This window comes from Cupriavidus cauae (assembly GCF_026210475.1).
Taxonomy (GTDB): domain Bacteria; phylum Pseudomonadota; class Gammaproteobacteria; order Burkholderiales; family Burkholderiaceae; genus Cupriavidus; species Cupriavidus cauae.
In genome coordinates this window covers 143,588-169,780 of record NZ_CP080294.1, presented here as the reverse complement: position 1 = coordinate 169,780, position 26,193 = coordinate 143,588, and the positions used below count along the sequence as shown (strand labels likewise).

24 protein-coding genes are annotated in these 26,193 nt (G+C 67.4%); 19 read left to right on the top strand and 5 right to left on the bottom strand.

Going from position 1 to position 26,193, the window contains the following annotated elements:
* Positions 1–26: 26 nt before the first annotated feature.
* Entirely contained in the window at positions 27–1,631 is a 1,605-nt protein-coding gene (locus KZ686_RS16355; protein ID WP_149318209.1) for an alkaline phosphatase D family protein, read from the bottom strand.
* Between the two features lie 184 nt (positions 1,632–1,815).
* Between KZ686_RS16355 and KZ686_RS16350 the strand changes: the two genes are divergently transcribed.
* Complete coding sequence (locus tag KZ686_RS16350) at positions 1,816–2,253, top strand: PRC-barrel domain-containing protein (protein ID WP_149318210.1); 438 nt, start codon at positions 1,816–1,818, stop codon at positions 2,251–2,253.
* Positions 2,254–2,443: 190 nt separating this feature from the next.
* On the opposite strand, the gene KZ686_RS16345 is transcribed toward KZ686_RS16350, so the two are convergent.
* On the bottom strand, positions 2,444–3,421 hold the full coding sequence (locus KZ686_RS16345; RefSeq protein WP_265634241.1) for a Bug family tripartite tricarboxylate transporter substrate binding protein: 978 nt from the start codon (positions 3,419–3,421) through the stop codon (positions 2,444–2,446).
* 84 nt (positions 3,422–3,505) lie between these two features.
* Positions 3,506–4,660, bottom strand: a complete 1,155-nt coding sequence (locus KZ686_RS16340) for an acyl-CoA dehydrogenase family protein (protein ID WP_265634239.1) — start codon at positions 4,658–4,660, stop codon at positions 3,506–3,508.
* A gap of 227 nt (positions 4,661–4,887) precedes the next feature.
* On the opposite strand from KZ686_RS16340, the gene KZ686_RS16335 reads away from it, so the two are divergent.
* The 7 genes from KZ686_RS16335 to pcaD all read left to right on the top strand — a co-directional run bounded on the left by KZ686_RS16335 (position 4,888) and on the right by pcaD (position 11,050).
* Entirely contained in the window at positions 4,888–5,673 is a 786-nt protein-coding gene (locus KZ686_RS16335; protein WP_265634237.1) for an IclR family transcriptional regulator, read from the top strand.
* Positions 5,670–6,629 carry an IclR family transcriptional regulator gene (locus KZ686_RS16330; protein ID WP_407648582.1) on the top strand — a complete coding sequence of 320 codons (960 nt, stop codon included), beginning with the start codon at positions 5,670–5,672 and terminating at the stop codon, positions 6,627–6,629. The genes KZ686_RS16335 and KZ686_RS16330 overlap by 4 nt, the downstream gene beginning before the upstream one ends.
* Before the next feature lie 312 nt (positions 6,630–6,941).
* Positions 6,942–8,285: a short-chain fatty acid transporter gene (locus KZ686_RS16325; RefSeq protein ID WP_149318213.1), complete on the top strand. Its 1,344-nt coding sequence runs from the start codon at positions 6,942–6,944 to the stop codon at positions 8,283–8,285.
* A 57-nt stretch (positions 8,286–8,342) separates the two neighbouring features.
* Complete coding sequence (locus KZ686_RS16320) at positions 8,343–8,639, top strand: YciI family protein (RefSeq protein ID WP_149318214.1); 297 nt, start codon at positions 8,343–8,345, stop codon at positions 8,637–8,639.
* Between the two features lie 82 nt (positions 8,640–8,721).
* Positions 8,722–9,777 (top strand): cyclase family protein, encoded by a 1,056-nt coding sequence (locus tag KZ686_RS16315; protein ID WP_265634235.1) that lies wholly within the window; start codon positions 8,722–8,724, stop codon positions 9,775–9,777.
* Between the two features lie 45 nt (positions 9,778–9,822).
* Entirely contained in the window at positions 9,823–10,107 is a 285-nt protein-coding gene (gene catC / locus KZ686_RS16310; protein ID WP_149318216.1) for a muconolactone Delta-isomerase, read from the top strand.
* A 160-nt stretch (positions 10,108–10,267) separates the two neighbouring features.
* Positions 10,268–11,050, top strand: coding sequence for a 3-oxoadipate enol-lactonase (gene pcaD, locus KZ686_RS16305; RefSeq protein ID WP_226105412.1), 783 nt, complete (start codon positions 10,268–10,270; stop codon positions 11,048–11,050).
* Between the two features lie 144 nt (positions 11,051–11,194).
* Here the strand turns inward: pcaD and KZ686_RS16300 are convergent, their stop codons facing one another.
* Positions 11,195–12,115: a tripartite tricarboxylate transporter substrate binding protein gene (locus tag KZ686_RS16300; protein WP_226106274.1), complete on the bottom strand. Its 921-nt coding sequence runs from the start codon at positions 12,113–12,115 to the stop codon at positions 11,195–11,197.
* A gap of 241 nt (positions 12,116–12,356) precedes the next feature.
* Between KZ686_RS16300 and KZ686_RS16295 the strand changes: the two genes are divergently transcribed.
* Together KZ686_RS16295 and KZ686_RS16290 are read left to right on the top strand one after the other, a co-directional pair.
* Positions 12,357–13,478 (top strand): XRE family transcriptional regulator, encoded by a 1,122-nt coding sequence (locus KZ686_RS16295; RefSeq protein ID WP_226105414.1) that lies wholly within the window; start codon positions 12,357–12,359, stop codon positions 13,476–13,478.
* Between the two features lie 13 nt (positions 13,479–13,491).
* Positions 13,492–14,013 (top strand): hypothetical protein, encoded by a 522-nt coding sequence (locus KZ686_RS16290; protein WP_226105415.1) that lies wholly within the window; start codon positions 13,492–13,494, stop codon positions 14,011–14,013.
* 128 nt (positions 14,014–14,141) lie between these two features.
* Here KZ686_RS16290 and KZ686_RS16285 read toward each other — a convergent pair whose 3' ends face one another.
* Positions 14,142–16,532, bottom strand: a complete 2,391-nt coding sequence (locus KZ686_RS16285) for a DUF6351 family protein (RefSeq protein ID WP_265634230.1) — start codon at positions 16,530–16,532, stop codon at positions 14,142–14,144.
* Positions 16,533–16,725: 193 nt separating this feature from the next.
* On the opposite strand from KZ686_RS16285, the gene tcuA reads away from it, so the two are divergent.
* The 9 genes from tcuA to KZ686_RS16240 all read left to right on the top strand — a co-directional run bounded on the left by tcuA (position 16,726) and on the right by KZ686_RS16240 (position 26,178).
* Entirely contained in the window at positions 16,726–18,168 is a 1,443-nt protein-coding gene (tcuA, locus tag KZ686_RS16280; protein ID WP_226105419.1) for an FAD-dependent tricarballylate dehydrogenase TcuA, read from the top strand.
* The gene (gene tcuB, locus KZ686_RS16275; RefSeq protein ID WP_265634224.1) at positions 18,155–19,327 is read left to right on the top strand and encodes a tricarballylate utilization 4Fe-4S protein TcuB; all 1,173 of its coding nucleotides are present in this window, start codon (positions 18,155–18,157) and stop codon (positions 19,325–19,327) included. The genes tcuA and tcuB overlap by 14 nt, the downstream gene beginning before the upstream one ends.
* Positions 19,328–19,375: 48 nt before the next feature.
* Positions 19,376–20,164, top strand: coding sequence for a class II aldolase/adducin family protein (locus KZ686_RS16270; RefSeq protein WP_149318221.1), 789 nt, complete (start codon positions 19,376–19,378; stop codon positions 20,162–20,164).
* A gap of 50 nt (positions 20,165–20,214) precedes the next feature.
* A complete protein-coding gene (locus tag KZ686_RS16265) occupies positions 20,215–21,192 on the top strand; it encodes a Bug family tripartite tricarboxylate transporter substrate binding protein (protein ID WP_265634221.1) in 978 nt (325 codons plus the stop codon).
* 34 nt (positions 21,193–21,226) lie between these two features.
* Positions 21,227–22,120 (top strand): amidohydrolase family protein, encoded by an 894-nt coding sequence (locus tag KZ686_RS16260; RefSeq protein ID WP_150083499.1) that lies wholly within the window; start codon positions 21,227–21,229, stop codon positions 22,118–22,120.
* A gap of 97 nt (positions 22,121–22,217) precedes the next feature.
* Positions 22,218–23,153 (top strand): Bug family tripartite tricarboxylate transporter substrate binding protein, encoded by a 936-nt coding sequence (locus KZ686_RS16255; protein ID WP_407648640.1) that lies wholly within the window; start codon positions 22,218–22,220, stop codon positions 23,151–23,153.
* 26 nt (positions 23,154–23,179) lie between these two features.
* Positions 23,180–24,187: a D-2-hydroxyacid dehydrogenase gene (locus KZ686_RS16250; protein WP_265634215.1), complete on the top strand. Its 1,008-nt coding sequence runs from the start codon at positions 23,180–23,182 to the stop codon at positions 24,185–24,187.
* Positions 24,188–24,313: 126 nt separating this feature from the next.
* Positions 24,314–24,781 (top strand): cobalt-zinc-cadmium resistance protein, encoded by a 468-nt coding sequence (locus KZ686_RS25475; protein ID WP_322784955.1) that lies wholly within the window; start codon positions 24,314–24,316, stop codon positions 24,779–24,781.
* An 80-nt stretch (positions 24,782–24,861) separates the two neighbouring features.
* The gene (locus KZ686_RS16240; protein ID WP_265634213.1) at positions 24,862–26,178 is read left to right on the top strand and encodes a TolC family protein; all 1,317 of its coding nucleotides are present in this window, start codon (positions 24,862–24,864) and stop codon (positions 26,176–26,178) included.
* The last annotated feature ends 15 nt before the right edge of the window (positions 26,179–26,193 follow it).

Genomic DNA, 26,193 nt, shown 5'->3' with positions numbered 1-26,193 from the left:
TGCCGGCGGTCCGCCGGCGCCCAACCTCAAGCCACCGGCAACGTCTTGCTGAACACGCTGACGCCATCGAGGTCGCGCAGGTCCACCGTCAGGGCCTTCGTCGACGGATCGATATTGACCTCGCCGAAGAACTGGAAGCCCGAATAGGGCGACAGGTTCGCCTGGCCCGCGGGCGGCGCCTTCTGGAAGACCAGTTGGGGGCCGAAGGTGGCGTCGAGCTGGTTGGGGCCGAAGGTCCCGGCGTTCAGCGGGCCGGCCACGAACTCCCAGAACGGCGAGAAATCGGTGAACTGTGCCTTCGACGGATCGTAATAGTGCGCGGCGCAATAGTGCACGTCGGCGGTCAGCCAGACCACATTGGGCACGCCCTTGATGGCGCGCAGCAGCCGCGCGGTTTCCAGCTCGCGGCCCAGTGCCGCGCCGTCGTTGCCGTTGGCGATCGCTTCCCAGCGGGCGTTGCCGGCCGCGTCCTTGCCGTCCGGCACCCACAGGCCGATCGGCATGTCCGCGGCGATGATCTTCCACGTGGCCTGCGATTGCTTCACGCCGTTGACCAGCCATTCCAGCTGCTCGTTGCCGAGGAACACCGTGTCGCCGTTCTCGGTGGTCTGCAGGTTGGCGGTATTGCCGCCACGATACGTGCGCATGTCGAGGACGAACACGTCCAGCAGCGGCCCGTAGGAAACCTTGCGATAGAGCGTTTGCTCCGCCGCGGTGCTGCCGATCCGCATCGGCGCGTATTCGCGGAACGCCTGGGTGGCGCGGGCGACCAGCGTGGCGATGTTCTTCTCGGTGTAGCGCGCGTCGGCGCTCAGGTCCTTGGTCGGCGACCAGTTGTTGGTGACCTCGTGATCGTCCCATTGCCAGATCTGCGGCACCTCGGCCGAGAAGCGGCGCACGTTCTCGTCCATCAGGTTGTAGCGATAGCGGCCGCGGTATTCGTCCAGCGTTTCGGCAACCTTGGAGACCTCCGGCGTCACCAGGTTCTTCCACACGCGGCCGTTCTCGGCGGTGGCCTCGGCCAGGATCGGGCCGTCCGCGTAGATCGTGTCGCCGCTGTGCAGGAAGAAGTCCGGCTCGCGGCGGCGCATCGCCTCGAAGATCTTCATGCCGCCGAACTCGGTATTGATGCCCCAGCCCTGGCCCGCGACGTCGCCACCCCAGACGAAGCGCACGGGGCGATTGGCGTCGGTACGCGGGATCGTGCGGAACTGGCCCGGCACCACCACGCCGGTCGCGCGCGGATTGTCGATGCTGTCACAGGCTACGCGCAGGAAGATCGATTCGCCGGCCGGCAGGCCCGACAGCTCCACGCGGCCGGTGAAATCGGACGCGGCGCTGACGGTGGGGCCGAGCACCTTGCGCGGATTGCGGAAGCTGTCGGTGGTGTCGTACTCCACGCGCAGCTGCGCGGCGCGGTCGGCGCGCGCCCAGACCACCGCGCGTCCATCGCCCACATCGCCGATCTGGATGCCGTACGGCAGCTTGGGCCGCTCGCTGTCGGGCACGATGACCGCCGGCGCCTCGGGCGAGTCGTCGGAGCCGCAGGCGGTCAGGCCGAGGCTGGTGCCGAGGCCGAGCGCGCCGGTGTGGATCAGGAAACGTCGACGGGGGTAGGGGGATCGGGTCATGTCCTGCCTCTCGGGTGTGGGGAAGGGAAAGGCAGGACCTTAGCGGGCGATTGCGAAAGAATGATGAAAGCCGGCGCCGGCCGGGACAGGCGTGCGGCGGACGCGCGGCAGACGCGAGGCAAGCGGGATGGCATGGTCGTTGCGGAACACCGGTTCCTGCGTACCAACGATCAAGGAGATGGCGATGAATCCCTCGCAACCCGGCACGAATCAGGGCGGTGCCAGCATCGTAGGATCGGGCGTCGGTGAAGGCCCCGGCCCGGAAGTGATGGCGGCCTCCAGCCTTGAGGACACCAAGGTCTATTCGTCCGACGGCGAGCACGTCGGCGAGATCAGCGAAATCATGCTCGACGTACCGCGCGGCCGCATTGCCTATGCCGTGCTGACCACCGGCGGCTTTCTGGGCATGGGCGACACGCTGCACGCGATCCCGTGGAACGCGCTGGTCATGGATACCGACCAGAAATGCTTCCGCCTCGGCATCACGGCCGACCGCATCAAGTCGGCGCCCGGCTTCAACAAGGACCAGTGGCCGCGCATGGCGGACCCGCAATGGGGAACGCAGCTGCACCAGTACTACGAGCGCGAGCCGTATTGGCTGTCCGGCGGCGGCACGCTGTGATATCGGCGGCGCGCACCGCATGCCGTCCATGCGGGCGCGTCGTTCTTACAGCGGCATGTAATTCCGCAATGGGCGACGCGGCCGCAGGCGGCGCGCCCAACGTTGCAGGCAGTCCCCGCTAGATCACCCTGGCCGCGCAAAACGCGGCCAGTTGCGTGGCGGGGGTTCTGGCGTTGTCAGCGAAGGGGCCTCAATCGAGGCGCGTGCCGGTCGCCTTGACCTGAGCGTCCCACCAGGCTGTCTCGCTGCGGATCTGCGCGGCGAACGCTTCGGGGCTGTTGCCGACGGGCTCGGCGCCCAGTTCGATCACCCGCTTGCGCATCTCCGGCGTGGCCAGGATGCGGGCGCAGGCTTGATGCAGCTTGTCGATGACGGGCTTGGGCGTGCCGGCCGGCGCCATCAGGCCCTTCCACGCGGTGACCAGATAGCCCTTGACGCCCGCCTCGTCGAAGGTCGGCACATCGGGCAGCGCGGCGGCGCGCTTGTCGCTGGCGACCGCGATCGGCCGCAGCTTGCCCGCCTGCACCTGGGCCAGCAGCGCCGGCATGTTGTCGATCATCAGGTCGATATGCCCCGCCATCAGGTCGGCGACGGCCGGGCCGCTGCCCTTGTAGGGGACGTGCTGCATCTTCAGGCCGGCGGTGCGGTTCAGCAGCTCGCCGCCGAGATGGGCGACGGTGCCGTTGCCGGGCGAGCCGAACGACAGCTTGCCCGGATGGCTGCGCGCATGGGCGAGGAACTCGGACAGGTTGCGCACCGGCAGCTGGGCCCTCACCGCCATCAGGTTGTGCTCGCGCGCCAGCACCGTGACCGGCGCCAGATCGCGCGCGGGATCGAACGGCATCTTGCTGTACAGGCTCGGATTGATCACGGTAGGGCCTGCCGCGGCGAGCAGCAGCGTGTAGCCATCGGGCGCGGCGCGCGCCACGTTTTCGCCGGCGATATTGCCGCCCGCGCCGGGCTTGTTCTCGACCACCACCACCTGGCCCAGCTCTGCCTTCAGGCGATCGGCGAGCAGGCGCGCCAGGATATCGGACGAACCGCCGGGCGCGAACGGCACCACCAGGCGGATCGGCTTGCCGGGATAGGCCGCGTCGGCGCGGGCCGCGCCGCTCAGCGTGGCGGTGCCGATCGCCAGGGCGATGGTGGCGACAAGGGTCTTGAGCATGGTGTCTCCTGTTGTGTTTTATCGGCCGGGCCGCTGGATCCAATGTCCGATCAAGCGTGCGATCAAGCGCCGATCAAGCGCCGATCAAGCGCCGGCCTGCGCCAGCGTGCGCTTGGCGATATTGAGCTGGTGGATCTGGCTGGTGCCCTCGTACAGGCGGAACAGCCGCACATCGCGATAGAAGCGCTCGATGCCGTAGTCGGCGATATAGCCGTAGCCGCCGAACATCTGCACGCAGCGGTCGGCGACGCGCCCGCACATCTCCGAGGCGAAGTACTTGCAGATCGACGCCTGCATCGTCACGTCCTCGCCGCGGTCGCGCTGGCGCGCGGTCTCGAGCACCAGCGCGCGGGCCGCGTGGATTTCGGTCTGGCAGTCGGCGATCATCGCCTGCACCAGCTGGAAGCTCGACAGCGGCTCGCCGAACTGCTTGCGCGTGCTGACGAAGCGGATCGCATCGTCGAGCATGCGGATGGCCGGGCCGATGCACAGCGCCGACAGATGGATGCGCTGCTTGTTCAGCACCTTCATCGCCGTACGGAAGCCCTGGCCCTCGACGCCGCCGATCAGGTTGGCGGCGGGCACGCGGCAATCGTGGAAATGGACCTCAGACACCGGCGAGCCTTCCTGCCCCATCTTGCGGTAGGCCGACCCGGTGCTCAGGCCCGGCGTGCCGCGCTCGACCAGGAAGGCCGAGATGCCGGAGGCGCCGGTGGTCTCGGGATCCGTGCGCGCCATCACCGTGAACAGCCCGGCGATCGGCGCATTGGTGATGAAGCATTTGGTGCCGTTGAGCACATAGTGGTCGCCATCGCGGCGCGCCGACGTGGTCAGCGCCGTTGCATCCGAGCCGGCCTCGGGCTCGGTCAGCGCGAACGAGCCGGTGATCTCGCCGCTCGCCAGGCGCGGCAGATAGCGCTGCTTCTGCTCTGGCGTGCCATCGGCAACCAGCGCTTCCGAGCCGATGCCGGTATTGGTGCCGACGCGCGCGCGGAAGGCCACCGAGCACTGCGACAGTTCGATCGCGGCCAGCACCAGTTCCTCGGTCGTCATGCCCGCACCGCCGTAGGTCTCCGGAATCGAGAAGCCGAACAGTCCGATGTCGGCCATCTCCTTGACCAGGTCGGCCGGCACCTCGTCGCGCGATGCCACCTCGGCCTCGCGCGGCACCAGGCGCTGCTGCACGAAGCGGCGCAGCTGCGCCAGGAATGCGGGGTAGGTCTCGGGGTCTCGGATCATCGTGATGGCTTCCTGTTTGGGTTGGCGGTGGAGCGCGGGACATGCCCCGCGGTCCGACATCGGAGTGGAAGGCAGCGTAGCAATGCGGGCGGAAATAGTGGATCGTTGTTTCGCTATCTTGAACAACTCGCCATTGCCAGGCTGGCCCGGCGCGCTATGATCGAGGCCAGTGGGGCGATGCGCGCGGCGTGCCGCCTCTTGTTGCCGTACCTCCCGAAGCGCCGCCGATGGCTCCACGCCCCCATCATCCCGATCCCGCCTTCGCCACCACGCTGGCGCACGGCCTGTCGCTGCTGCAGTGCTTCGGCATCGGCGACAGCGTGCTCAGCAACAAGGAACTGGCCGAGCGCACCGGCCTGTCGCCGGCGACCGTCAGCCGCCTGACCTACACGCTGGCGGCACGCGGCCTGCTGCGCTACGACGCGCAATTGCGCCGCTATCGGCTGGGATCGACCACGCTGGCGCTCGGCTACCCGCTGCTGGCCACGCTGCGCATCCGGCAATTGGCGCGGCCGCTGATGAAGCAGCTGGCCGACGAGATCGACGGTTCCGTGTCGCTGGGCCTGCGCGACCGCACGCAGATGGTCTACGTGGAGACGAGCCGCGGCCACGACGCGATGGCGTTCCGGCCCGATATCGGCGCGACGCTGCCGATGCTGCCGACCGCGATCGGGCGCGCCTGGCTGTGCACGGCGTTGCCGCGGGAAAGCGCGCCGGTGCTGGCGGCATTGCGCAAGGCCGATCCGGCGGAATTCCGGCGGCAGGCGTCCGCGCTCGGGCGCGCCCGGGAAGAGATGGCCGAGTTCGGCTTCTGTACCTCGCGCGGCGAATGGCAGAGCGACATCCATGCCGTGGCGGCGCCGCTGCCGACGCGTATCGATGGGGAAGTCATGGTGTTCAACTGCGGCGTGCTCGGCGTGCGGATGACCCCGCGCAAGCTCGAGCGGCAGATGGGGCCTCGGCTGCTGAGGATGGTCGCGAAGGTCGAGGCCGCGCTGAGGAGGAGCCGATGACGCGGCCTGGCTCGCGCTCTGACTCGCGCCCTGGATTGCGCTCCGGCTCGCGCTCGGAGTCGCGCCAAGACTCGCGCTCCCACTCGCGGACCGACGCGCGCTCGGGCGAGCGTTCCGATGTGCGCGCCGGCTCGCGGCCCGGTTCCCGCGCCAGCGCGGCGCAGCCCCTGCCGCGCTCCAACGAGCCGGCCGACAAGGACCGGCAGTTCGCCGCCACGCTGGCCAACGGCATCGACATCCTGCTGGCCTTCGACAGCGGCGATGCGATGCTCGGCAATCGCGATTTCGCCGAGCGTACCGGGCTGTCGAAGACCACCGTTGCCCGGTTGACGCACACGCTGACAGCCTTGGGCTATCTTCGCCACGACACGGCGCTGCGCAAATACCGGCTCGGCGCGGCGGTGCTGTCGATGGGCTATCCGCTGCTGGCCAGCATGCATCTGCGCCAGCTGGCGCGGCCGCTGATGAAGGCGCTGGCGGACCGGCTGTGCGGCGCGGTATCGCTCGGTATCCGTGATCGCACGCAGATGATCTATGTCGAGACCGCGCGCTCGACCGACAGCCTGATCGTGACGCCGGAGATCGGCGCCGCGCTGCCGATGCTGTCCACCGCCATCGGCCGCGCGTGGCTCAGCCACGCCCCGGCGCACGAACGCGATGCGGTGCTGAATCAGCTGCGGCTGCAGGACCCCGACGCCTTCGCCCGCGCACAGCCGCGCCTGGCCGATGCCCGCCGCGACCTGGAGCGGCAAGGCTACTGCGCCAACCGCGCCGAATGGCGTCCCGAGGTCTACGGCTTCGCGGTGCCAATGTGCCAGCCGGTCGGCTCGCAATTGTTCGTGCTGAACTGCGGCGTGCCGGCCGCGCAGGGCAGTTTCGCGGCGATCGAGAAGCAGGCCGGGCCGCAGTTGCGCGCGCTGATGCTCGATATCGAGAGGATGCTGGGGTTGCGATAGCGCGCCGGTAACCCGGCTTCGTGCTCCGGCATGCTGCGGCGCGACAAGCGCCGGCCTGGAGAAGAGTAAGACCGAAGTCCCGGTCACCGTGTCGTTATTCCGCATCGCAGCAATGGCCCGTTCGTCACTGACCCGCTTCCGTTATTGCGAAAACCGATTCAATCCTGCTCTTCATTGACTTGACCTTGCGTAAACACGCCTCTACGATCCCCGTCCTATAGCCAATGTGTTCGTATATAGAACGCTAGTTCGAAATGCGGCACTAGCGCAGCAACACGCGGACACCTTTCGGCACGTTTTTGGAGACAGATCTTGAGCAAGGTCGCCGGGTTCTTTACTGAACTGATGCGCCGGTATTTGCCGGACCCCTTCGTTTTTGCCATCGGACTGACGCTGCTCAGCATGGTGATGGCCATGCTGGTGCAGGGACAGGCCGCGCCCGCCGTGATCCTGGAATGGGGCAAGGGCTTCTGGAACCTGCTGGCGTTCACCACGCAGATGGCCGTGATCCTCGCGATGGGCTACGTGCTGGCGACCGCGCCGCTGGTCGACCGTTTCCTCGACCGCATCGTCGAACGCGTGGCCACGCCGCGCGGCGCGGTGATCGTCGCCACGCTGGTCGGCGGCATCGGCAGCTATCTGAACTGGGGCTTCGGGCTGGTGATCGGCGGTATCGTCGCGCGCAAGCTGGCGCTGAGGGTCAAGGGCGTCCACTATCCGCTGATCATCGCCGCGGCCTACAGCGGCTTCACGCTGTACGGCCTCGGCCTGTCGGCCAGCATCCCGGTGCTGATCTCCACGCCGGGTCATCCGATGGAAAAGCTGATGGGCGTGATCGCGCTGAAGGACACGATCTTCTCGACGCCGATGCTGCTGACCAGCCTGGCGGTGATCATCACGCTGCCACTGCTCAACGCGATGCTGCATCCGCGCGATCCGAAGGACGTGACCGAAATCAATGCGCAAGCCGAAACGCGCGCGGAGCAGGGCAGTGCGGCCGGCGGCCACAGCATGGGGCTGGAGAACACGCTGGCCACGCGGATGAACAACAGCCGGCTGCTCAGCCTGGTGATCGGTGTCTGCGGGCTGGCCTACGTGGGGCTGTACTTCACGCAGGGCGGCACGCTCGACCTGAACCTGATCAACTTCCTGATCCTGTTCATCGGCGTGCTGCTGCTCGGCACGCCGGCCAACTATGTGGCCAAGCTGAACGAGGGCATCAAGACGATTTCGGGCATCATCCTGCAGTATCCGTTTTATGCGGGCATCATGGCGGTGATGGCCGGATCGGGCCTGGTCGACACCATCTCGCGCGTGTTCGTCGATATCGCGACGCCGCAGACGCTGCCGTTCTGGGGGCTGGTCAGCTCGTTCTTCATCAACTTCTTCGCGCCCTCCGGCGGCGGCCACTGGGTCATCCAGGGACCGTTCATGATCGATGCGGCCAAGGCAATCGGCAGCTCGGTCGCGCAGACCTCGATGTCGGTGATGCTCGGCAATGCCTGGAACGACCTGGTGCAGCCGTTCTGGATCCTGCCGGCGCTGGCGCTGTCGAAGCTGAAGCTCAAGGACGTGATGGGCTACACCGTGATCATGATGTTCTGGGTCGGCCTGATCTACATCGTCGCCATGCTGGCGTGGGGCGCGCAGATCTGACGATCCGGGTCTGGCCATCGGTCACCGCGCTTTGCCAACGACAACACAGGAGACACCATGCCGTACATCATCGAGACCTTCGACAAGCCCGACCACCAGCACGTGCGCAAGGCCCAGCGGCCGGCGCATCTGGACTTCCTCGAAGCCAACAAGTCGCTGCTGCTGGCCTGCGGTGCCAAGCTGAACGACGATGGCAGCGATGCGGGCGGCGGTCTCTATATCGTCGATGTCGAGACCCGCGAGGCCGCGCAGGCGCTGATCGAAGCCGATCCCTTCCATCAGGCGGGCCTGTTCGCCGAAGTGCGGATCACGCGCTGGCGCAAGGCCTATCTCGATGGCGTCTGCTGTCTCTGACTGACATCCCGATCGATCGGACCGCGCGGGCCGGCGCATCGGCGCTGGCACCGCGGCGCGTCCGTGCCGGAGGCTATCCCCGATGCGATGGAAACAACGGCCGGAAGGCTCCAACTGGGGCGATTTCGGCGCCGACGACCAGCTCGGCCGTCTGAACCTGATCACCGCGGACAAGATCCGCGCCGCCGCGCAGGAGATCCGCAGCGGCCGCACGTTCTGCCTGTCGCTGCCGCTCGATCTGCCGGGTGGCAATGCGCTGAACGTGCGCCGGCATCCGCCGGTGCTGCGGCCCACCTATCGCGACGACATTCCGTACGTCAATTTCCCGCTGGCCAGGGTCGATGCCAATGCGCTCGACGTGCTCAGCGACGACCAGGTCCTGCTGTCGCTGCAGTATTCGACGCAGTGGGACTCGCTGGCCCACGTCGGCGCGCTGTTCGATGCCGACGGCGATGGGGTGGCGGAACGCGTCTATTACAACGGTTTCCGGCCCAATGCGGAGATCGTCGGGCCGGTCGATTATGCCGAGGCCGATGATTTCGCCGCGCATCCCTGCGGGCATGACCATAGCCACGCCGATGCGCTGGGCATCGAGACGCTGGCCGTGCATGGCGTGCAGGGGCGGGGCGTGCTGGTCGATCTGGCGGAGCATTTTGGCCGCGATTTCCGCACCGTCGGCTACGACGACCTGATGCGCGTGATGGACGCCGATCAGGTCGCCGTCGAGACCGGCGACATCCTGGTGCTGCGCACCGGCTTCGCCGAGATGGTGCTCGAGATGGGCGGCAGGCCCGATGCGCACGCGCTGCATCACAGCTGCTGCGCGCTCGATGGCCGCGACGAGCGGCTGCTGCAATGGATCACCGATGCGGGCATCGCCGCGCTGGCCGCCGACAACTACGCGGTCGAACGCTTTCCGGCCCGGCCACCGGCGCCGGGGCAGGGCGCGGTGCCGATGCTGCCGCTGCATCATCACTGCCTGTTCAAGCTGGGTCTGCCACTGGGCGAGCTGTGGTATCTGCGCGATCTCGCCGCGTGCCTGCGCGCAGAAAGGCGTTCGCGCTTTTTCCTGACCGCGCCGCCGCTGCGCCTGCCCGGCGCGATGGGCTCGCCCGTGACGCCGATCGCCACGGTATGACCTCGCTTACTCTCTTCACCGTACCGCTACAACAAGGAGATCGCCATGCTGTTCATGGTTGAAATGACCGTCCGCATTCCCCATTCGGCCGACCCGCAGGCCGTCGACAAGCTGAAGGCCGACGAGAAGGCGTTTTCGCAGCAGCTGCAGCGCGAAGGCAAGTGGCGCCACCTGTGGCGCGTGGTGGGCCAGTACGCCAACGTCAGCATCTTCGACGTCAAGGACAACGACGAGCTGCATACGCTGCTGACCTCGCTGCCGCTGTATCCGTATATGGAGATGAAGGTCACGCCGCTGGCGCAACACGGTTCCGCGATCGCGCAGAACTGATGTCTGTGTCGCTCCGTGTGGGCGCTTTCCCGCGCCGCGCGGGGCATCGATCGATCGTCGTCCCGAGTACCGCCGCGAATCGCCGAGCATCACCGAGCATCACCGAGAATCGCTGGGTACCGCCGACAACTGCTGAGAACCGCTGAGAACCGCTTCTGCCATGCCCTTCGCCGACCTTTCCGACGTTCGCCTCCACTACCAGCTCGATGGCGACCCGAGCCTGCCGGTGCTCGTGCTGTCCAATTCGCTGGGTACCAACTTCGACATGTGGCAGCCGCAGATCGCGGCCTTCACGCAGCATTTCCGCGTGCTGCGCTACGACACGCGCGGCCATGGCCGCTCGTCCGTGCCTGCCGGCCCCTATAGCGTCGCCCAGCTCGGTGGCGACGTCATCGCGCTGCTCGATACGCTGCAGATCGAGCGCGCGCATTTCTGTGGGCTGTCGATGGGCGGCATCACCGGCATGTGGCTGGGCCTGAACCACGCAGCGCGGCTGAACAAGCTGGTGCTGTGCAATACCGCGGCCTACATCGGCCCGCCGGAGAACTGGACCAACCGCGCCGCGGCGGTCGAGCGCGATGGGGTGGGGTCGATCGCGGCCGCGGTCGTCGACAGATGGCTGACGCCGGACTTCGCCGCCGCGCATCCGGAACGGGTGCAGCAGTTGCGCGCGATGCTGAGCGCGACCGATGCCGCCGGCTACGCGGCCAATTGCCGCGCGATTCGCGACAACGATCTGCGCGCCGACATCCATCGGATCGCGGTGCCGACGCTGGTGATCGCGGGCTCGGGCGATATTCCGACGCCGCCGTCCGACGGCCGCTATATGGCCGAGACGATTCCGGGCGCGTCCTATGTAGAACTGGAGGCGGCCCACCTGTCGAATCTGCAGCAGGTGGAGCGGTTCACGCAGGCGGTCGTCGATTTTCTGACTGGCGCCTGAAAGCCCAGGTGGTCGTGGTTCCTCTGACTTGCGCCGGAAGGCCAGGGCAGAGGCCTCGGTAACGACGCCACGTCGTCCCCCGCGCAGGCGGGACGACGCGTCCGTGCAGCCGTCCCCCCTGCCTGCGCACGGGAGACGACCAACTCAATCGACCTTCGCGCCCGAACGCTTGACCACCGTCGACCATTTGCGGATCTCGCTGTCGACAAAGCGCGCGGTCTGCTCCGGCGACATTGGCATCGGCTCCGAGCCGCGGTCGACGATGAACTTCTGCAGCTCCGGCGATTGCAGCGCCTTCACCGTTTCGGCATTGAGCTGCGACACGATGGCCGGCGGCGTGCCGGCCGGCGCCATCAGCACCGCCCATCCCAGTGCCTCGAAGTCGGGCACGCCTTGCTCCTGCACGGTCGGCACGTTCGGCAGCTGCGGCACGCGCTTGCCCGCGGTCACGGCCAGCGGCACCGCCTTCTTCGACTGGATCAACGGCAAGGCCGCGGTGATCGAGTCGACCATCACCGGAATCTGATTGCCGAGGAAGTCCGCCTGCGCGGGGCCGCTGCCCTTGTACGGGATATGGACCATGAAGATGCCGGCGCGCGCCTTCAGCATCTCGGCCGACAGATGCTGCGTGCCGCCGATGCCGGCGCTCGCGTAGCTCAGCTTGCCCGGCGCCGCCTTGGCCTTGCTCACCAGATCGCGCAGCGACGTGATGCCGGACGCGGGCGTCGACAGGAACACCAGCGGCACCGAGAACACGCCCGAGATCGCCTGGAAATCGCGGCGCGGATCGTAGCCGATCGATGCGTACAGCGTCTGGTTGATCGCCATCGCACTGCCGGCCATCACCAGCGTATAGCCATCCGGCGCGGCGCGAGCGGCCAGTTCCATGCCGATATTGCTGCCGGCGCCCGCGCGGTTCTCGACTACCACCGATTGCCCCAGCTGCTTGCCGAGCCGCTCGCCGAGCGCGCGCGCAAAGATGTCGGTCGCCTGCCCGGGCGGGAAGGGCACGATCAGTTTGATGGGGCGTTCGGGATAGGCGGCGTGTGCCGCGGCGCTCGCCATCAAGGCAATCGCCGCCAGGCACGTGATGCGTGGCTTCAAGGTTGTCTCCTTCCAACAATGTCTGGGTGTGGCACGGGATGCCAAGTGCCGACGATAGCACCCCGTACGTTGCCTCGGCCATGGAACCGCTCAATCTCATCGGAAAGGCGGTGCTAGTCCGTCCTGCGATCCTGGTTCTGCATGAATATCTTGCGAAACGCCATGCGCAAGAATAGAATGCTTTCTCCCCGGGGAGGTGACGATGTTTGAACGAATCTCGCAAAAGCTGATCGGCTATCGGGTCAAGGCGGCACGCGAGGCCAAGGCATGGACACAGGATCAGCTCACCCAGGCTCTCGGCCTGAACGACCGCCAATCGGTGTCGGACATCGAAAACGGCAAGCGCGCCCTCAAGTCCGACGAGATCCTGGCCATATCCGAACTGCTGGACCGCGACGTCGATTTTTTTCTCGATCCATTCGCCGTCGCGGGCGAGGCTCAGTTTTCCTGGCGAGCGGCCCCGAGCGTGCCGGAAGAAGAGCTCGATGGGTTTGAATCGAGCGCCGGCAAATGGATCGGTTTATTGCGCTGGCTACGCGAGAGCCAGCGCGGCGGCACCAATCCACTCAAGCACAGCTTGCGCCTGAGCGCGCAGTCATCGTTCGAGGATGCCATCGCGCGCGCCGAAGCCTTGGTCTCCGCGCTGGACCTGGGCATGGTGCCCGCTGAGCGGCTTGCCGAGCGTATCGAGCGGGATCTGGATATCCCGGTCCTGTTTGTCGACGCCGTCGAAACACCCAGGGGCGACTCCATTTCGGGGGCGACCTGTCATTTGCAGGACCTCGGCGTGATCCTGATCAATCGCAACGAATCCGAGGCTCGCCGCTACTTCGACCTCGCTCATGAACTGTTCCATGCATTGACATGGGACGCCATGAAACCCGACCACCGGGAGTCAAACTCATTCGAAGCCCGGGGCAGGGCAAAACGCATCGAGCAGCTTGCGGACAACTTCGCCGCGGCGCTGCTGATGCCGAGCCAGTCTCTGCAGCAATTGATCGACCCGCGGCGATGCTCGGATATCGATCATCTAGTCGATGTCGCCGCCGAATTGCGCGTTTGTCCCATTGCGCTGGCCTGGCGTCTGTACAACATGAAGCGTATCGACGCTGCTACGCGGGAAGGACTGCGCAAAGAGCGTCAACGATCCAGTGCAGGTCGCAAGCCAAAGCGCTTCTCGGACAGCTTCGTCAGCATGCTTCACACAGCCATCGACCGCGGCCAACTCTCTGCCCGCAAGGCGGCCAAGGCAATGGGCATGAGCCTGCCGATGCTGAACGACCTGTTCGCCGAGCATTCGTTGCCGGCACCGTTCGAGCTATGAGGACCGGCATCGCATGGCGAAGGTCAGGGTGTTCGTCGACACCAACATCATCCTGGAAGCGTTCCGGACGGGATGTTGGTTCGCCGTCTGCGAGCGTTACGCGATTGAAACGGTAGAGAAGTGTATTGAGGAGGCGCTTACCGGAGATCTTTCGGATCCCCGGCGTATTCCGGTGGACCGCAGCGCCCTGGTCGCCGGCTTGAGTGGAAGGCATGCCGTTGGCAGGCGCGAACTGGTCGACCTGGTACTGGCCTATCCTCACTGCCAAACCCTGGACGACGGAGAGCTGCATTTGCTCGCCTGGCTGCACGCGAACAAGCTGCTGCCGCAAGCCCTGATCCTGCTGTCCACGGCGGACAAGGCGGCGATCGTCGCGACGGGTCGTCTCGGCTGGATCGATTCGCTGACGTCGCTCGAACATCTTGCTCGAACGTCGGGCGCCACGCCGGGGCAGATCGGTCGCCTAGCTCGGCATTACAGGGAAGATTGGCTGGGAGAGATCAAGATGAAGATTCGGCTCGGAATCCTCCCGTAGCCGCTTTCCTCCAGGCGGAGGGTGGTGCGCTCATCCATGGCCTTTTCGGCCAGCACTCGATAGCCTCGCACGCGGCGCGGTAGGGAAGCGGGGCCGAACTGGCCCCGCTCCCGTACTTACCGCCAATCTCAAGACTTCGTAATATCAAACACCAGATTCACCGGCGACGGGCCGAACGATCCATTCGGCACCACGCCCGTTTGGTTGACCCCGCGCTGGGTCCAGTCGCAGACGCCGGTCGGGAAGATCGCGCGCAGGCGGTTCAGCTGGTCGGGCGTAAAGGGCACGCTGTAGTCGGCGGGATTGACCGGCTTCAACGTGCATTTCATCACGTCCCCGGCGATCGGGCCGCCGGCTGCGATGCGGGGCGCGGTCCACGACGGGAACAGCGAATTGCAGGTCGTGTCCGGCGTGCTGCTCAGGGTCTGCGGCTCGGCGACGAAATCGGTCTGCGAACGCCAGCAACCGTCCACCGCATCCCGCGGCTTGTGCGTGACCACCCGCTGCCTCTGCGGCGCCTGCGATTTGTCGTCCTTGTAGGCAGCCACCCACCGGATGAACATGTCCCAGGCGGTATCGGCCGGCACCGGATTGCCGCGCCACATCACGTGGTTGGCGGTATCGCCGTTGGCGGCGAGCATCCGTTCGCGCAGCGCGAAATGGAACCACTGGTAGTGGTAGGCCGTGTCCTCGTTATAGACGCCCGTGACGTCCACCACGGGGATCGTCGCCAGTCCGCCGTTGCCGCCCAGTTGCAGGCCCGACTGCTGCGCGCGCAGGATCGCGCCGAGATCGCCTGGCGAGCGCGCCGGGACGTAGTTCGCGTCCTGGTCGTAGCCGCCCACCTTCTCGTTCAGGTCGAGGAACTGATCGACGGTGATCCCTCCGCCGTTGAGCGCCGCCAGTCCGTATTGCACGCCGACGTTGTCGAACGGGCGCAGCGCGAAGCCGGTGGCCTTGTCGATGCCATAGATATTCCTGGCGGCGTCGTACACGGTCGGCCGTGCACCGGTCCGGTTATTGACCGGGTGATAGCGCACCTCCTGCGGCACGGCGGCGTTGAACACGCCCGACACATAGCCCGGATAATCCTGGCGCGCGGGGGCCGGATCGGTACGTCCCGCCTGATTGGCGGCGTCCTCGAAGGCCTTGCGGCTCTTGTAGCCGGTCACCGCGGCGATCTGCGCATCGGTCAGCGCGTTGGGATTCCCCATGATGTAGTGCGTGATCAGGTGCCCATCCGAGCCCGACAGTGCGATCGACAGCGGGTCGGGGAAGGTGCAGGCGATCAGCACGCCGTCGAACAGGCCGGGAATGCGGTCGGCGGGCTGGGCGCTGCCATAGGACCCGCCCGAGCAGCCGGCGCTGACGGTAAAGACCGGCACGCCGAAGGTCTCGATTACCGCCTCCTTGGACATCATCGCCGCCTCGCTGGCCAGCACCGCGTTGCAGTTGTTCGACGCGTGCTGCAGCGTATTGGCGAAGGTAGCGTAGCCCTCGCCGAGCCGCCTGACATTGAGCAGCGTGAAGTCGAACCCGGCGACCGAGATGTTGCCCTGCGCCGCGCCCTGGATGTACCAGCCGCCCGGGCAGCCGAAGCCCTCTACCGCTATCAGCCGCTTGTTCCATGCCTTCGGCGGTTTCAGCGGCGTGGGGGCCGACTCCCTGGTGGGGTCGTGCAGCACCGCGTTCTGGTAGATGCCGCGATTGACCGTACCGGTTTCCACGCGCACCACGAAGGGCACGGTGCGGCCGTCGAGCGTCGTCGTGCTGGCGACATCGGTGGGCAGGGAAGTCGTGCTCGGCATCGGCACCAGCGCGCCGCCGGTGTTCTTCTGATAGACGTAATGCACGCGCGTGGCCACGCTGCAGTTGGCATCGAGCGGCGGACCGAGACGCGAGCCGTCCGGCAGCACGAAGCTCTCGGTCTGGCAGATGAACGGCGTTTGCCACGGCCCCGAAATCACCGGGCCGGTGATCGGGTAGTTGGTCATTCTCAGCGTGGCCGTTTCGCGGCCGATCTTGGCCGTCAGCGTATTCTCGCCATCGCGCAGACCCGTCACGACGGCCTGCAGATGGCGAAGATCGTCCAGCAGCGGGCGGAATTCCCGCGTCACGTCGTTGCCGTTGAGTTCGATCCGCAGCGGGCGGCGGTCCAGCTTGATCTGGCGCGGCACGGTGATGTCGATCAACGCGTTGCCGCCGGTCACGTGATCGGGTGAGGAGGAAAGCAGCTGGATGGTAGGTGCCGCTTCGGGGCCGTCGTCATCGTCGTGGCCGCCGCCGCATGCTGTCAGGGCCGCAAGCATGGCGCATGCGAGCGCCATCCTGGGCCATCGCCGTAGGATGTTCATGTCGTCGACTCCTCTTCCGTAGTGAGTCGTGGTGGGTTGCAAGCCGCTCCGGGCTTGCGCCGACATGCATGCGTACGACGAGCTTAGTGTCCGGTCCTGCCAAATACAATGTCGAGGAAAGCTGACCAGGAAGCCGACCAGAAGCGGATATCGGGGACGGTACATCGTGCGCTCCAGGTGTGCCGAGCCCAGCGCTGAAACGCCCGGCGGCGCCTCCCCGCCGTACCCTTCACAAATCGTGAAGCCCCCATTCCGTCCGGCGCCTTAGCAGGGCCCCCAGGTATCGGTAGAGTCGCGTCAAACATCGACAAGACCGAACCGTGCCTTTCTTCCCCATGCCCTCATCCGAGGACGCCGCATGATCGACGTCCTGGTCATTGGCGGCGGCAACGCCGCCCTGTGCGCCGCGCTGATGGCGCGCGAAGCCGGTGCCTCCGTGCTGCTGCTTGAGGCCGCGCCGCGCGAATGGCGTGGCGGCAATTCGCAGCACACCCGCAACCTGCGCTGCATGCACGACGCGCCGCAGGACGTGCTGGTCGACGCCTATCCCGAAGAGGAATACTGGCAGGACCTGCTGAAGGTGACCGGCGGCATCACCGACGAGCACCTGGCCCGCCTGGTCATCCGCGCGTCGTCGAACTGCCGGGACTGGATGCGCCGCCATGGTGTCCGCTTCCAGCCGCCGCTGTCGGGCGCGCTGCATGTCGCGCGCACCAACGCCTTCTTCATGGGCGGCGGCAAGGCGCTGGTCAATGCCTACTACCGCAGCGCCGAGAAGCTGGGCGTGCAGATCCGCTATGAGGCGCCGGTCGATGCGATCGAGCTTGACGGAGACCGCTTCGTCGCGGCGCGCGTCGGCGGCGAGCGCATCGAGGCGCGCGCCTGCGTGCTGGCGGCCGGCGGCTTCGAATCGAACCGCGAATGGCTGCGCGAGGCCTGGGGCCAGAACGAGCGCGGCGAATGGCCCGCCGACAATTTCCTGATCCGCGGCACGCGCTTCAATCAGGGCGTGCTGCTCAAGTACATGATCGACGCCGGCGCGGACGCGATCGGCGATCCGTCCCAATCGCACTGCGTGGCGATCGACGCCCGCGCGCCGCTGTACGACGGCGGCATCTGCACCCGCATCGACTGCGTCTCGCTGGGCGTGGTGCTCAATGCCAACGCCGAGCGCTTCTACGACGAGGGCGAGGACTTCTGGCCCAAGCGCTATGCGATCTGGGGCCGTCTGGTGGCGCAGCAGCCCGGCCAGATCGGCTACTCGATCATCGACGCGAAGGCGATCGGCCGCTTCATGCCGCCGGTCTTTCCCGGCGTCACGGCCCGCACGCTGCCCGAGCTGGCGCGCAAGCTGGGCCTCGACGAGGCCACCTTCATGCGCACCGTCGGCGACTACAACGCGGCTTGCCGCGTCGGCACCTTCGACCATACGGTGCTCGACGACTGCCATACCGAGGGCCTCGCGCCCGCGAAGACGCACTGGGCCCGCCCGATCGACACGCCGCCGTTCTACGGCTATGCCCTGCGCCCGGGCATCACGTTCACCTATCTCGGCCTGAAGGTCGACGACAAGGCCGCCGTGCATTTCGGCGGCAAGCCCAGCGCAAACCTGTTCGTGGCCGGCGAAATGATGGCGGGCAACGTGCTGGGCAAGGGCTATACGGCGGGGGTCGGCATGTCGATCGGCACCGCGTTCGGCCGCATCGCCGGCACGCAGGCGGCGCGGGCCGCCGCCGCACAACGGGGCGCCGCCGCGGCGCCCCGCACCGAATCTCTGGAACAGCAACATGCAACATCTTGAAGCCCTGACGCGCGAAGCGGCGGCGCTGGCGCAGGCCGCGCTGCCCCTGACGGCCGACGAAAGCGAAGTCGCGCGAACGCTGCAGATCTGCAATGCCTGCCGCTATTGCGAGGGCTTCTGCGCGGTGTTCCCGGCGATGACGCGCCGGCTCGAATTCGGCAAGGCCGATATCCACTACCTGTCGAACCTGTGCCACAACTGCGGCGCCTGCTTTCATGCGTGCCAGTACGCGCCGCCGCACGAGTTCGCGGTCAATATTCCGCAGGCGATGGCCAAGGTCCGCGTGCAGACCTATGGCGATTACGCGTTTCCTGCCGCGCTGGGCGGCCTGTACCGGCGCGCCGGGCTGGCGACCGCGCTGGCGCTGGCCGCGGGTCTCGCGCTGTTCCTGCTGATGGCGGTGGCGATGGGCGGCGGCCTGTGGCACGAGCCACTGGCCGGCAATTTTTACGCGATCTTCCCGCACAACCTGCTGGCGACGATGTTCGGCGTCGTCTTCCTGTTCGCGATCGTGGCGCTCGGCGTGGGCGTGACGCGCTTCTGGCGGCAGGTCTCCCCGGGCACGCGGCCGGGCGAATCGCGCGCCGCGGCCGCGACCGGCGCCGCCAATGACGCGCTGCGCCTGCGCTATCTCGACGGCGGCCACGGCGAGGGCTGCAACAACGAGGACGACGCCTTCACGCTGGCCCGCCGGCGCTTCCACCATTTCACCTTCTACGGCTTCATGCTGTGCTTCGCCGCGACGACCGTGGCGACGTTCTACCACTATGCGCTGGGCCTGCACGCGCCGTATGCGTATACCAGCCTGCCGGTGGTGCTCGGCACGCTGGGCGGCATCGGCCTGCTGATCGGTCCGGCGGGACTGTTGTGGTTGAATCTGCGCCGCGATCCGCGCACCGGCGACCCGGACCAGCGTCCGATGGACCGCGGCTTCATCGCGCTGCTGTTCCTGACCAGCGCGAGCGGCCTGGCGCTGCTGGCCTGGCGCGATACGGGCGCAATGGCGGCACTGCTGGCGGTGCATCTGGGCATCGTGATGGCGCTGTTCCTGACGCTGCCCTACGGCAAGTTCGCGCACGGCATCTATCGCAGCGCCGCGCTGCTGAAATGGCATATCGAAAAACGCCGGCCCAGCGATCTGGCGCTGGGGTCGGACTGAGTCCGGCGATCGAACGATCGATCGAACGAACACAAGGAGAGAAAGACCATGACCAAACCAGGCGTGTTGAACATCCCCTCGATGCGCGACCGTTGCAGCGATGCCGAATGGCAGGCGCGCGTCGATCTCGCGGCCTGCTACCGGCTGGTGGAGCTCTATGGCATGGCCGACATGATGGCCAACCATATCTCGGTGCGCGTGCCGGACGAGGAAGGCGCCTTCCTGATCAACGCCTACGGCATGATGTACGAGGAGATCACCGCATCGAGCCTGATCAAGGTCGATCACGACGGCAACATCCTCGCCAAGCCCGACTTCGGCGCGCTGAACTACGGCATCAACAAGGCCGGCTACGTGATCCACAGCGCCGTGCACGCGGCGCGCCCCGAAGTGGCCTGCGTCATCCACACCCACAGCTGGGCCTCGATGGCGGTGTCCGCGCTGGAATGCGGGCTGTTGCCCCTCACGCAGACCGCGATGCGCTTCCTGAAGATCGGCTACCACGACTATCAGGGCGTGGTGCTCGATACCGCGGAACAGGCCTCGCTGATCGAGGACCTGGGCAAGAGCGAGGCGCTGATCCTGCGCAATCACGGCGCGCTGACGGTCGGCAACACCGTCGGCGAGGCCTTCAACTGGATGCACCGGCTCGAACTGGCCTGCCGCGCCCAGATCGGCGCGATGTCGTGCAACACGCCGCTGCAGCAGGTCGGCCAGCAGGTGCTCGAGGAAACCTGGAACAACTACCAGCCCGGCACGCGGCGCCCCTACGGCGTGATGGAGTGGCCGGCGCTGCTGCGCAAGCTGGACCGGATCGATCCGAGCTATCGGGACTGAGCGCGGCGCCCCCCGCCGAACAAGAACAAGTTTGCAGGATGGAGACCACGATGAACCGCAGACGCCTGCTGGCGCAGATGCTGGCGCTTGGCGCCGCCCCCATGGTGATGACCGCCGCGCGTGCGCAGTCGCTGCCCAACAAGCCGGTGACGCTGGTGGTGCCGTTTGCGCCGGGCGGCAACCTCGACGTGGTCGCCCGCGCGATCGCGCCGGCGCTGGAGCAGGGCCTGGGCCGCAACGTGATCGTCGACAACCGGCCCGGCGCCGGCGGCGTGATCGGCGCCACGCTGGTGTCGCGGGCCGAGCCCGACGGCAGCACGCTGCTGGTCACCACGCCCAACGCGATCGTGGTGCTGCCGCGCATGACGAAGACCAACTTCAAGCTGGCCAGCTTCCACCCGGTCGGCCTGGTGTCGACCACCGCGCTGGTGGTGGTGGTCAAGGGCGACGACAAGCGCTTCCGCGATATCCAGTCGCTGCTGGCGTACGCGAAGAGCAACGCGGGCAAGCTCGCCGCCGGCCATGCCGGTCCGGGCACGACCAACCATATGGCGATGCTGCAGCTGGAAGACGCAGCCGGCATCCGGCTCAATCAGGTGCCCTACAAGGGCTCGGCGCCGGCGCTGGTCGACCTGATGGGCGGCCAGATCGACATGGTGGTGGACCAGCTGACCAGCTCGGCCCCGCATATCCAGTCCGGCGCGCTGCGCGCATTGGCGGTGATGTCGCGCGAGCGCGATGCGGCCTTGCCCAAGGTGCCGACGCTGCGCGAGGCCGGCCTGGCCAACTTCGAGGCGACCACCGCGACCGGCCTGCTGGCGCCGGCCGGCACGCCGGCCGCGGTGGTGGACACCATCAACGCCGCGCTGCGCAAGGCGCTGGCCGAAGGGGCGGTGAAGAGCCGGCTGCTGACGGTCGGCAGCGTCGCGCATCCATCGTCGCCGCAGGAGCTGTCGACGCTGCTGCAGCGCGAGGATGCGCGCGCGCAGACGCTGGCGTCCGCGGGCCGGCTGAAGGCCGCGGAATGAGCGCCGGCATGAAACCCGCTTGCGAGCTGCCGCGATGACGCGCCCCTGCCTGCCTGCCCGCGAGCACATCACGCCGCCGGCCTTTCGCGCGCCGCCGGGCGCGTGCGACAGCCATGCCCATGTGTTCGGCCCGTTCGAGCGATTTCCGCTCGCCGGCGATCGCAGCTATACGCCGGCGGCCTATCCCGCCGAGGCGTTCATCGCGCATCTCGACGCGCTCGGCCTGACGCGCGGCGTGCTGGTGACCGCCAGCGCCAGCGGCACCGGCGCGGGCAACGCCGTGGTCGTCGATGCGCTGCGGCGCTATCCGACGCGGCTGCGCGGCATCGCCGTGCCGTGCGCCGATACCACCGACGCCGAGCTCGATGCCTGGCACGAGGCCGGCGTGCGGGGTGTGCGCATCAACCTGTATCGGGTCGACGGCCATGCGGTCTACCGCAACGGCGTCGGCATCGACGTGCTCGAAGCGATGGCACCGCGCCTGCGCGAACGCGGCTGGCACGCGCAGATCTGGATTCACGCGCCGGACCTGGTCGAACTGGGTCCGCGCCTGAAGGCGCTTGGCTTGCCGCTGGTGGTCGACCACATGGGCCGGATGTCGACCGCACGCGGGGTTGGCGACCCCGGCTTCCAGACGCTGTGCGCGATGCTGGCCGAGGGCGTGGCCTGGACCAAGATATCCGGAGCCGATCGCCTGAATCCCGGCGGCGCGCCTTACTACGAGGTGGACCCGTTCGCCACGGCGCTGCTGAAGGCCAATCCCGACCAGGTGGTCTGGGGCTCCGACTGGCCGCATATCAATTACTTCGAGCCGCACCTGATGCCCGACGACGGCGTGCTGTTCAACCTGCTGGCGCGCTGGCTGCCCGACGCGGAGGCGCGCGAACGCGTGCTGGTCACCAATCCGGCGCGGCTCTACGGCTTTTAGGTCCGTGACACACGGCGGTCGGCCATACACAACAAGCAACGAGGAGACAACGATGTTCCGTTTCACCAAACCGATCGTCCGCGCCATCGCGCCGGCGATGATCGCCGCCACCGCGGCTTTGACACCGCAGGTCCATGCGGCCGACTATCCCACCAAGCCGGTACGCGTGGTGGTGGCCTTCACCCCTGGCGGCACCACCGACATCCTGGCGCGCAATGTCAGCCAGCAGCTGGCGCAGCGCTTCAAGCAGTCGTTCGTCGTCGACAATCGTCCCGGCGCCGGCGGCAATATCGGCACGGAGTTCGTCGTCCGCGCGCCGGCCGACGGCTATACGCTGCTGGTCAATTCGGTCGGGCCGATCTCGATCAACCAGACGCTGTACAAGCGGCTGAGCTACGACCCGCTGACGGATCTGGTGCCGGTCGTGCAGATCGCCGATGTGCCGAACGTGCTGGTGGTCCATCCCTCGTTGCCCGTCAAGAACCTGGACGAGTTCGTCGCCTATCTGAAGGCCAACCCCGGCAAGCTGAACTACAGCTCGACGGGCGTGGGCACCTCCTCGCACCTGTCCGGCTTCATGCTGACCGAGCGGATCGGGGCATCCGCCACGCATATCCCCTACAAGGGCGCAGACGCGCTGAACGACCTGCTGTCCGCCCGCGTGCAGTTCATGTTCGCCACCATTCCGTCGGTGATCTCCCACATCCAGAGCGGCAAGCTGCGCGCGCTGGCCGTGACCAGCGCCAAACGCTCGCGTTCGCTGCCCGATCTGCCGACGGTCGCCGAGAAGGGCTTCCCCGGCTTCGAGGCCGGTTCGTGGTTTGGCTTCTTCGCGCCCAAGGGCACGCCCGAGGCCGTCGTGATGAAGATCAACCGCGCCGTCAACGAGGTGCTGCCGTCGCTGCAGGCGCAAATGATCCGCGAGGGCGCCGATCCGGTCGGCGGCACGCCGCAGCAGTTCGGCAAGTTCACCCGCGCCGAATACGAGAAGTGGAAGCTCGTCGTGCGCGCCTCGGGCGCTTCGGTAGACTGAAGCCCCGCATCCGATACGCCGACACCATGACCGCTTCTCCGCGTCCCGCGCCATTGCGCATCCTGTTGTCCGAGCCGGCCCTGCAGGCCCATGGCGAGGCCATCGCCGCGGTGCTGCAGGACCGTCCGTGGACCGCGGTGCTCGCGCCCGCCATCGATGACCCGCGCGCCGTCGACGCCGATATCGCCTTCGTCTCGCGCGATGTCACCGGCCTGTCGACCAAGCATGAGGTATTGCCGTCGACGCAGCGCTTCTACACCGCGCTGCTCGAGGCGCCGTCGCTGCGCTGGACCCATGTGCATTCGGCCGGTGCGGACCGGCCGGTCTACATCCAGTTGCGCGAGCGCGGCGTCAAGGTGACCACCTCGTCCGGTGCCAATGCCAGCGTGGTGGCGCAAACGGCGTTGGCCGGTCTGCTGACGCTGGCGCGCCAGTTTCCCCGGATGCTGGCTGCGCAGCGGGAACGCCAATGGGCGCCGCTGATCGCCACCGGCATGCCGCGCGACCTGCACGGACAGACGGCGACCGTTGTCGGCTGGGGACCGATCGGCCAGCAGATCGGCGCGGTCCTGCACGCCCTCGGCATGCGCGTGGTGGCGGTGCGGCAACGTCCCGACTCAGCCGGCCCGGACTATCAGACCGTGACATACCGGACGCTGCCCGAGGTGCTGCCGCGCACGGACTGGCTGGTGCTGGCCTGTCCGCTGACCGACGAAACCCGTGGGCTGGTCGGCGCCGATGCGCTGGCGCGCTTGCCGGAAGGGGCGCACCTGATCAACGTCGCCCGCGGCGAAGTCGTCGACGAGCCGGCCCTGATCGCCGCGCTAAGCGAGGGCAGGCTCGCCGGCGCCTACCTGGATGTGTTCGCCCACGAGCCCTTGCCGGCCGAATCGCCGCTGTGGGACATGCCCAACGTCATCGTGACGCCGCACAGCGCCGGTTTTTCCGATGGCAACGCGGCCCGGGTCGTCGACATCTTTCTCGACAGGCTGCGCGCGCTGGCGACACACGGCGATCCCGACGCGCGGGACTGACATCGCCGGCCGACGCTTCGCATCGGTCTGAAGGGCAGGGGATGTTTGCGGTACACTTTGCCGCTCGCGGAGGCACCACGGGGGCATCAAGCCCTGCGCCGCCCGCAGCCCTTGTCCTGATCGTCGATGCGCCGGTTCTTCCTGATCCTTCTGGTATTGCTGTTGCCGCTCCAGTCCGCCTGGGCCGCGGCCACGGCGTATTGCCAGCACGAACAGCGGCCGGCGGCCAAATGGCATCTGGGCCATCATCAGCACGAGCATCGGGGCGACGGCAACGCCGAGGCCGGGACGTACGCCAAGGTCGTTGGCGGAGCCGATAACCGAGCTAATCTCGGTGCCGACAACGCGGCCGATCACAACGCCGATCACAACGCCACCACCAGGGCCGACGCCAATCACGGCACCGACGCCAAGGGCCTGTTCGATCCCGACTGCGGCACCTGCCATCTCGCTTCGCTGCCGTTCGCCTGCCCCGAGCCGGCCGTCCTGCCGGCGCTGCGCCTGCCGCGGACCGTGCTGGTGACGCACGATTTCCACTACACCTCTCTCCATCCCCGCGCCCCCGATCGCCCGCAGTGGCGTCGTCTCGCTTGAGCGGCGAGACGAACGGTTCGATTTCCTGCTGAATTCCCGTCTCGCCGGATTCCCTTGGTGTCTTTTCCAGGTGCAATTCGATGCGACGATTCATGGTGCCGCTGTGCATGGCGGCGATTCTTGTTGGTCCGGGCCGGGCTGGGGCACAGCCATCCCCGCAGTCAGCCTCTCAGCCATACGCTCAGCCATACCTTCAGCCATACCCACAAGCACAGCCAGCCGCGCCCGGGCCCTCCGCATGGCCACGCGAGGCCGCTGAACCGCTGACGCTCGACACGGCGCTGGCGCTGGCCGCCGCGGGCAATTTCTCGCTTTCGGCCGCGGCCAGGGAGCTCGACGCCACCGAAGGCGCGATCCGCCAGGCCCGCACGCTGCGCAATCCCGAAGTGGCGCTCGCCATGGAGGACACGCGGCGCGAGACCCGCGCCACCACGGCGCAGCTCAATCTGCCGATCGAACTGGGCGGCAAGCGCGCGGCCCGCATCTCCGCCGCCGAGCTGGGCCGCGACGTCGCCCAGGCGCAATGGCGCAGCACCCAGGCCGACTTGCGCGCCACGGTGATCGCCGCCTTCTTCGGCGTGGCGGTGGCCCAGGAGCGCGTCAGGCTGGCCGCCGCCTCGGTCGACATCGCGCGCAAGGGCACCGATGCGGCGGCAAGACGCGTCGCCGCGGGCAAGGTCTCTCCGCTGGAGGAGACCCGGGCCGCGGTGGAGCAGGCCAATGCCGAACTGGAACTGGCCGACGCCACGGCCGAACTGCAGTCGTCCCGGCAGGCGCTGGCCGCGCTGTGGGGCAATGCCTCGCCGCAATTCACCGAAGTCCGCGGCGACCTCGATGCGCTGCCGTCCCGTCCCGCGCCCGAGCAGCTGCTGGCCGCGCTGGAGGACTCGCCGCTGCTGCAGAGCAGCCGTCTCGAAGTGGGACGCCGGCAGGCGCTGGTCGATGTCGAACACAGCCGCCGCTATCCCGATATCACGGTCAGCGTGGGCACCAAGCGGGACAACGAGGCCAATCGCACCATGCCGGTGCTCGGCGTGGCGATACCGCTGCCGCTGTTCGACCGCAACCAGGGCAATCTGTACGAATCGATCCGGCGCGCCGACAAGGCCGCGGACGAATTTCTCGCCAACCGCATCCGGCTGACCAACGAGCTGCAACAGGCGAGCAACCAGCTGACGGTATCGCGCAGCTCCGCGCAGACGCTCAAGACCACCGTGCTGCCCGCGGCCGAGCGCGCCTACGAGGCCGCCACGCGCGGCTTCGAGGCCGGCAAGTTCGACTTCCTGAACGTGCTCGACGCCCAGCGCACGCTGTTCCAGGCGCGCATCCGCTACCTCGGCGTGCTGGCCCGCGCCTATCAGGCGGCTACCACCATCGACCGCATCGTCGGACGCTGATCAGGACCGATTTCA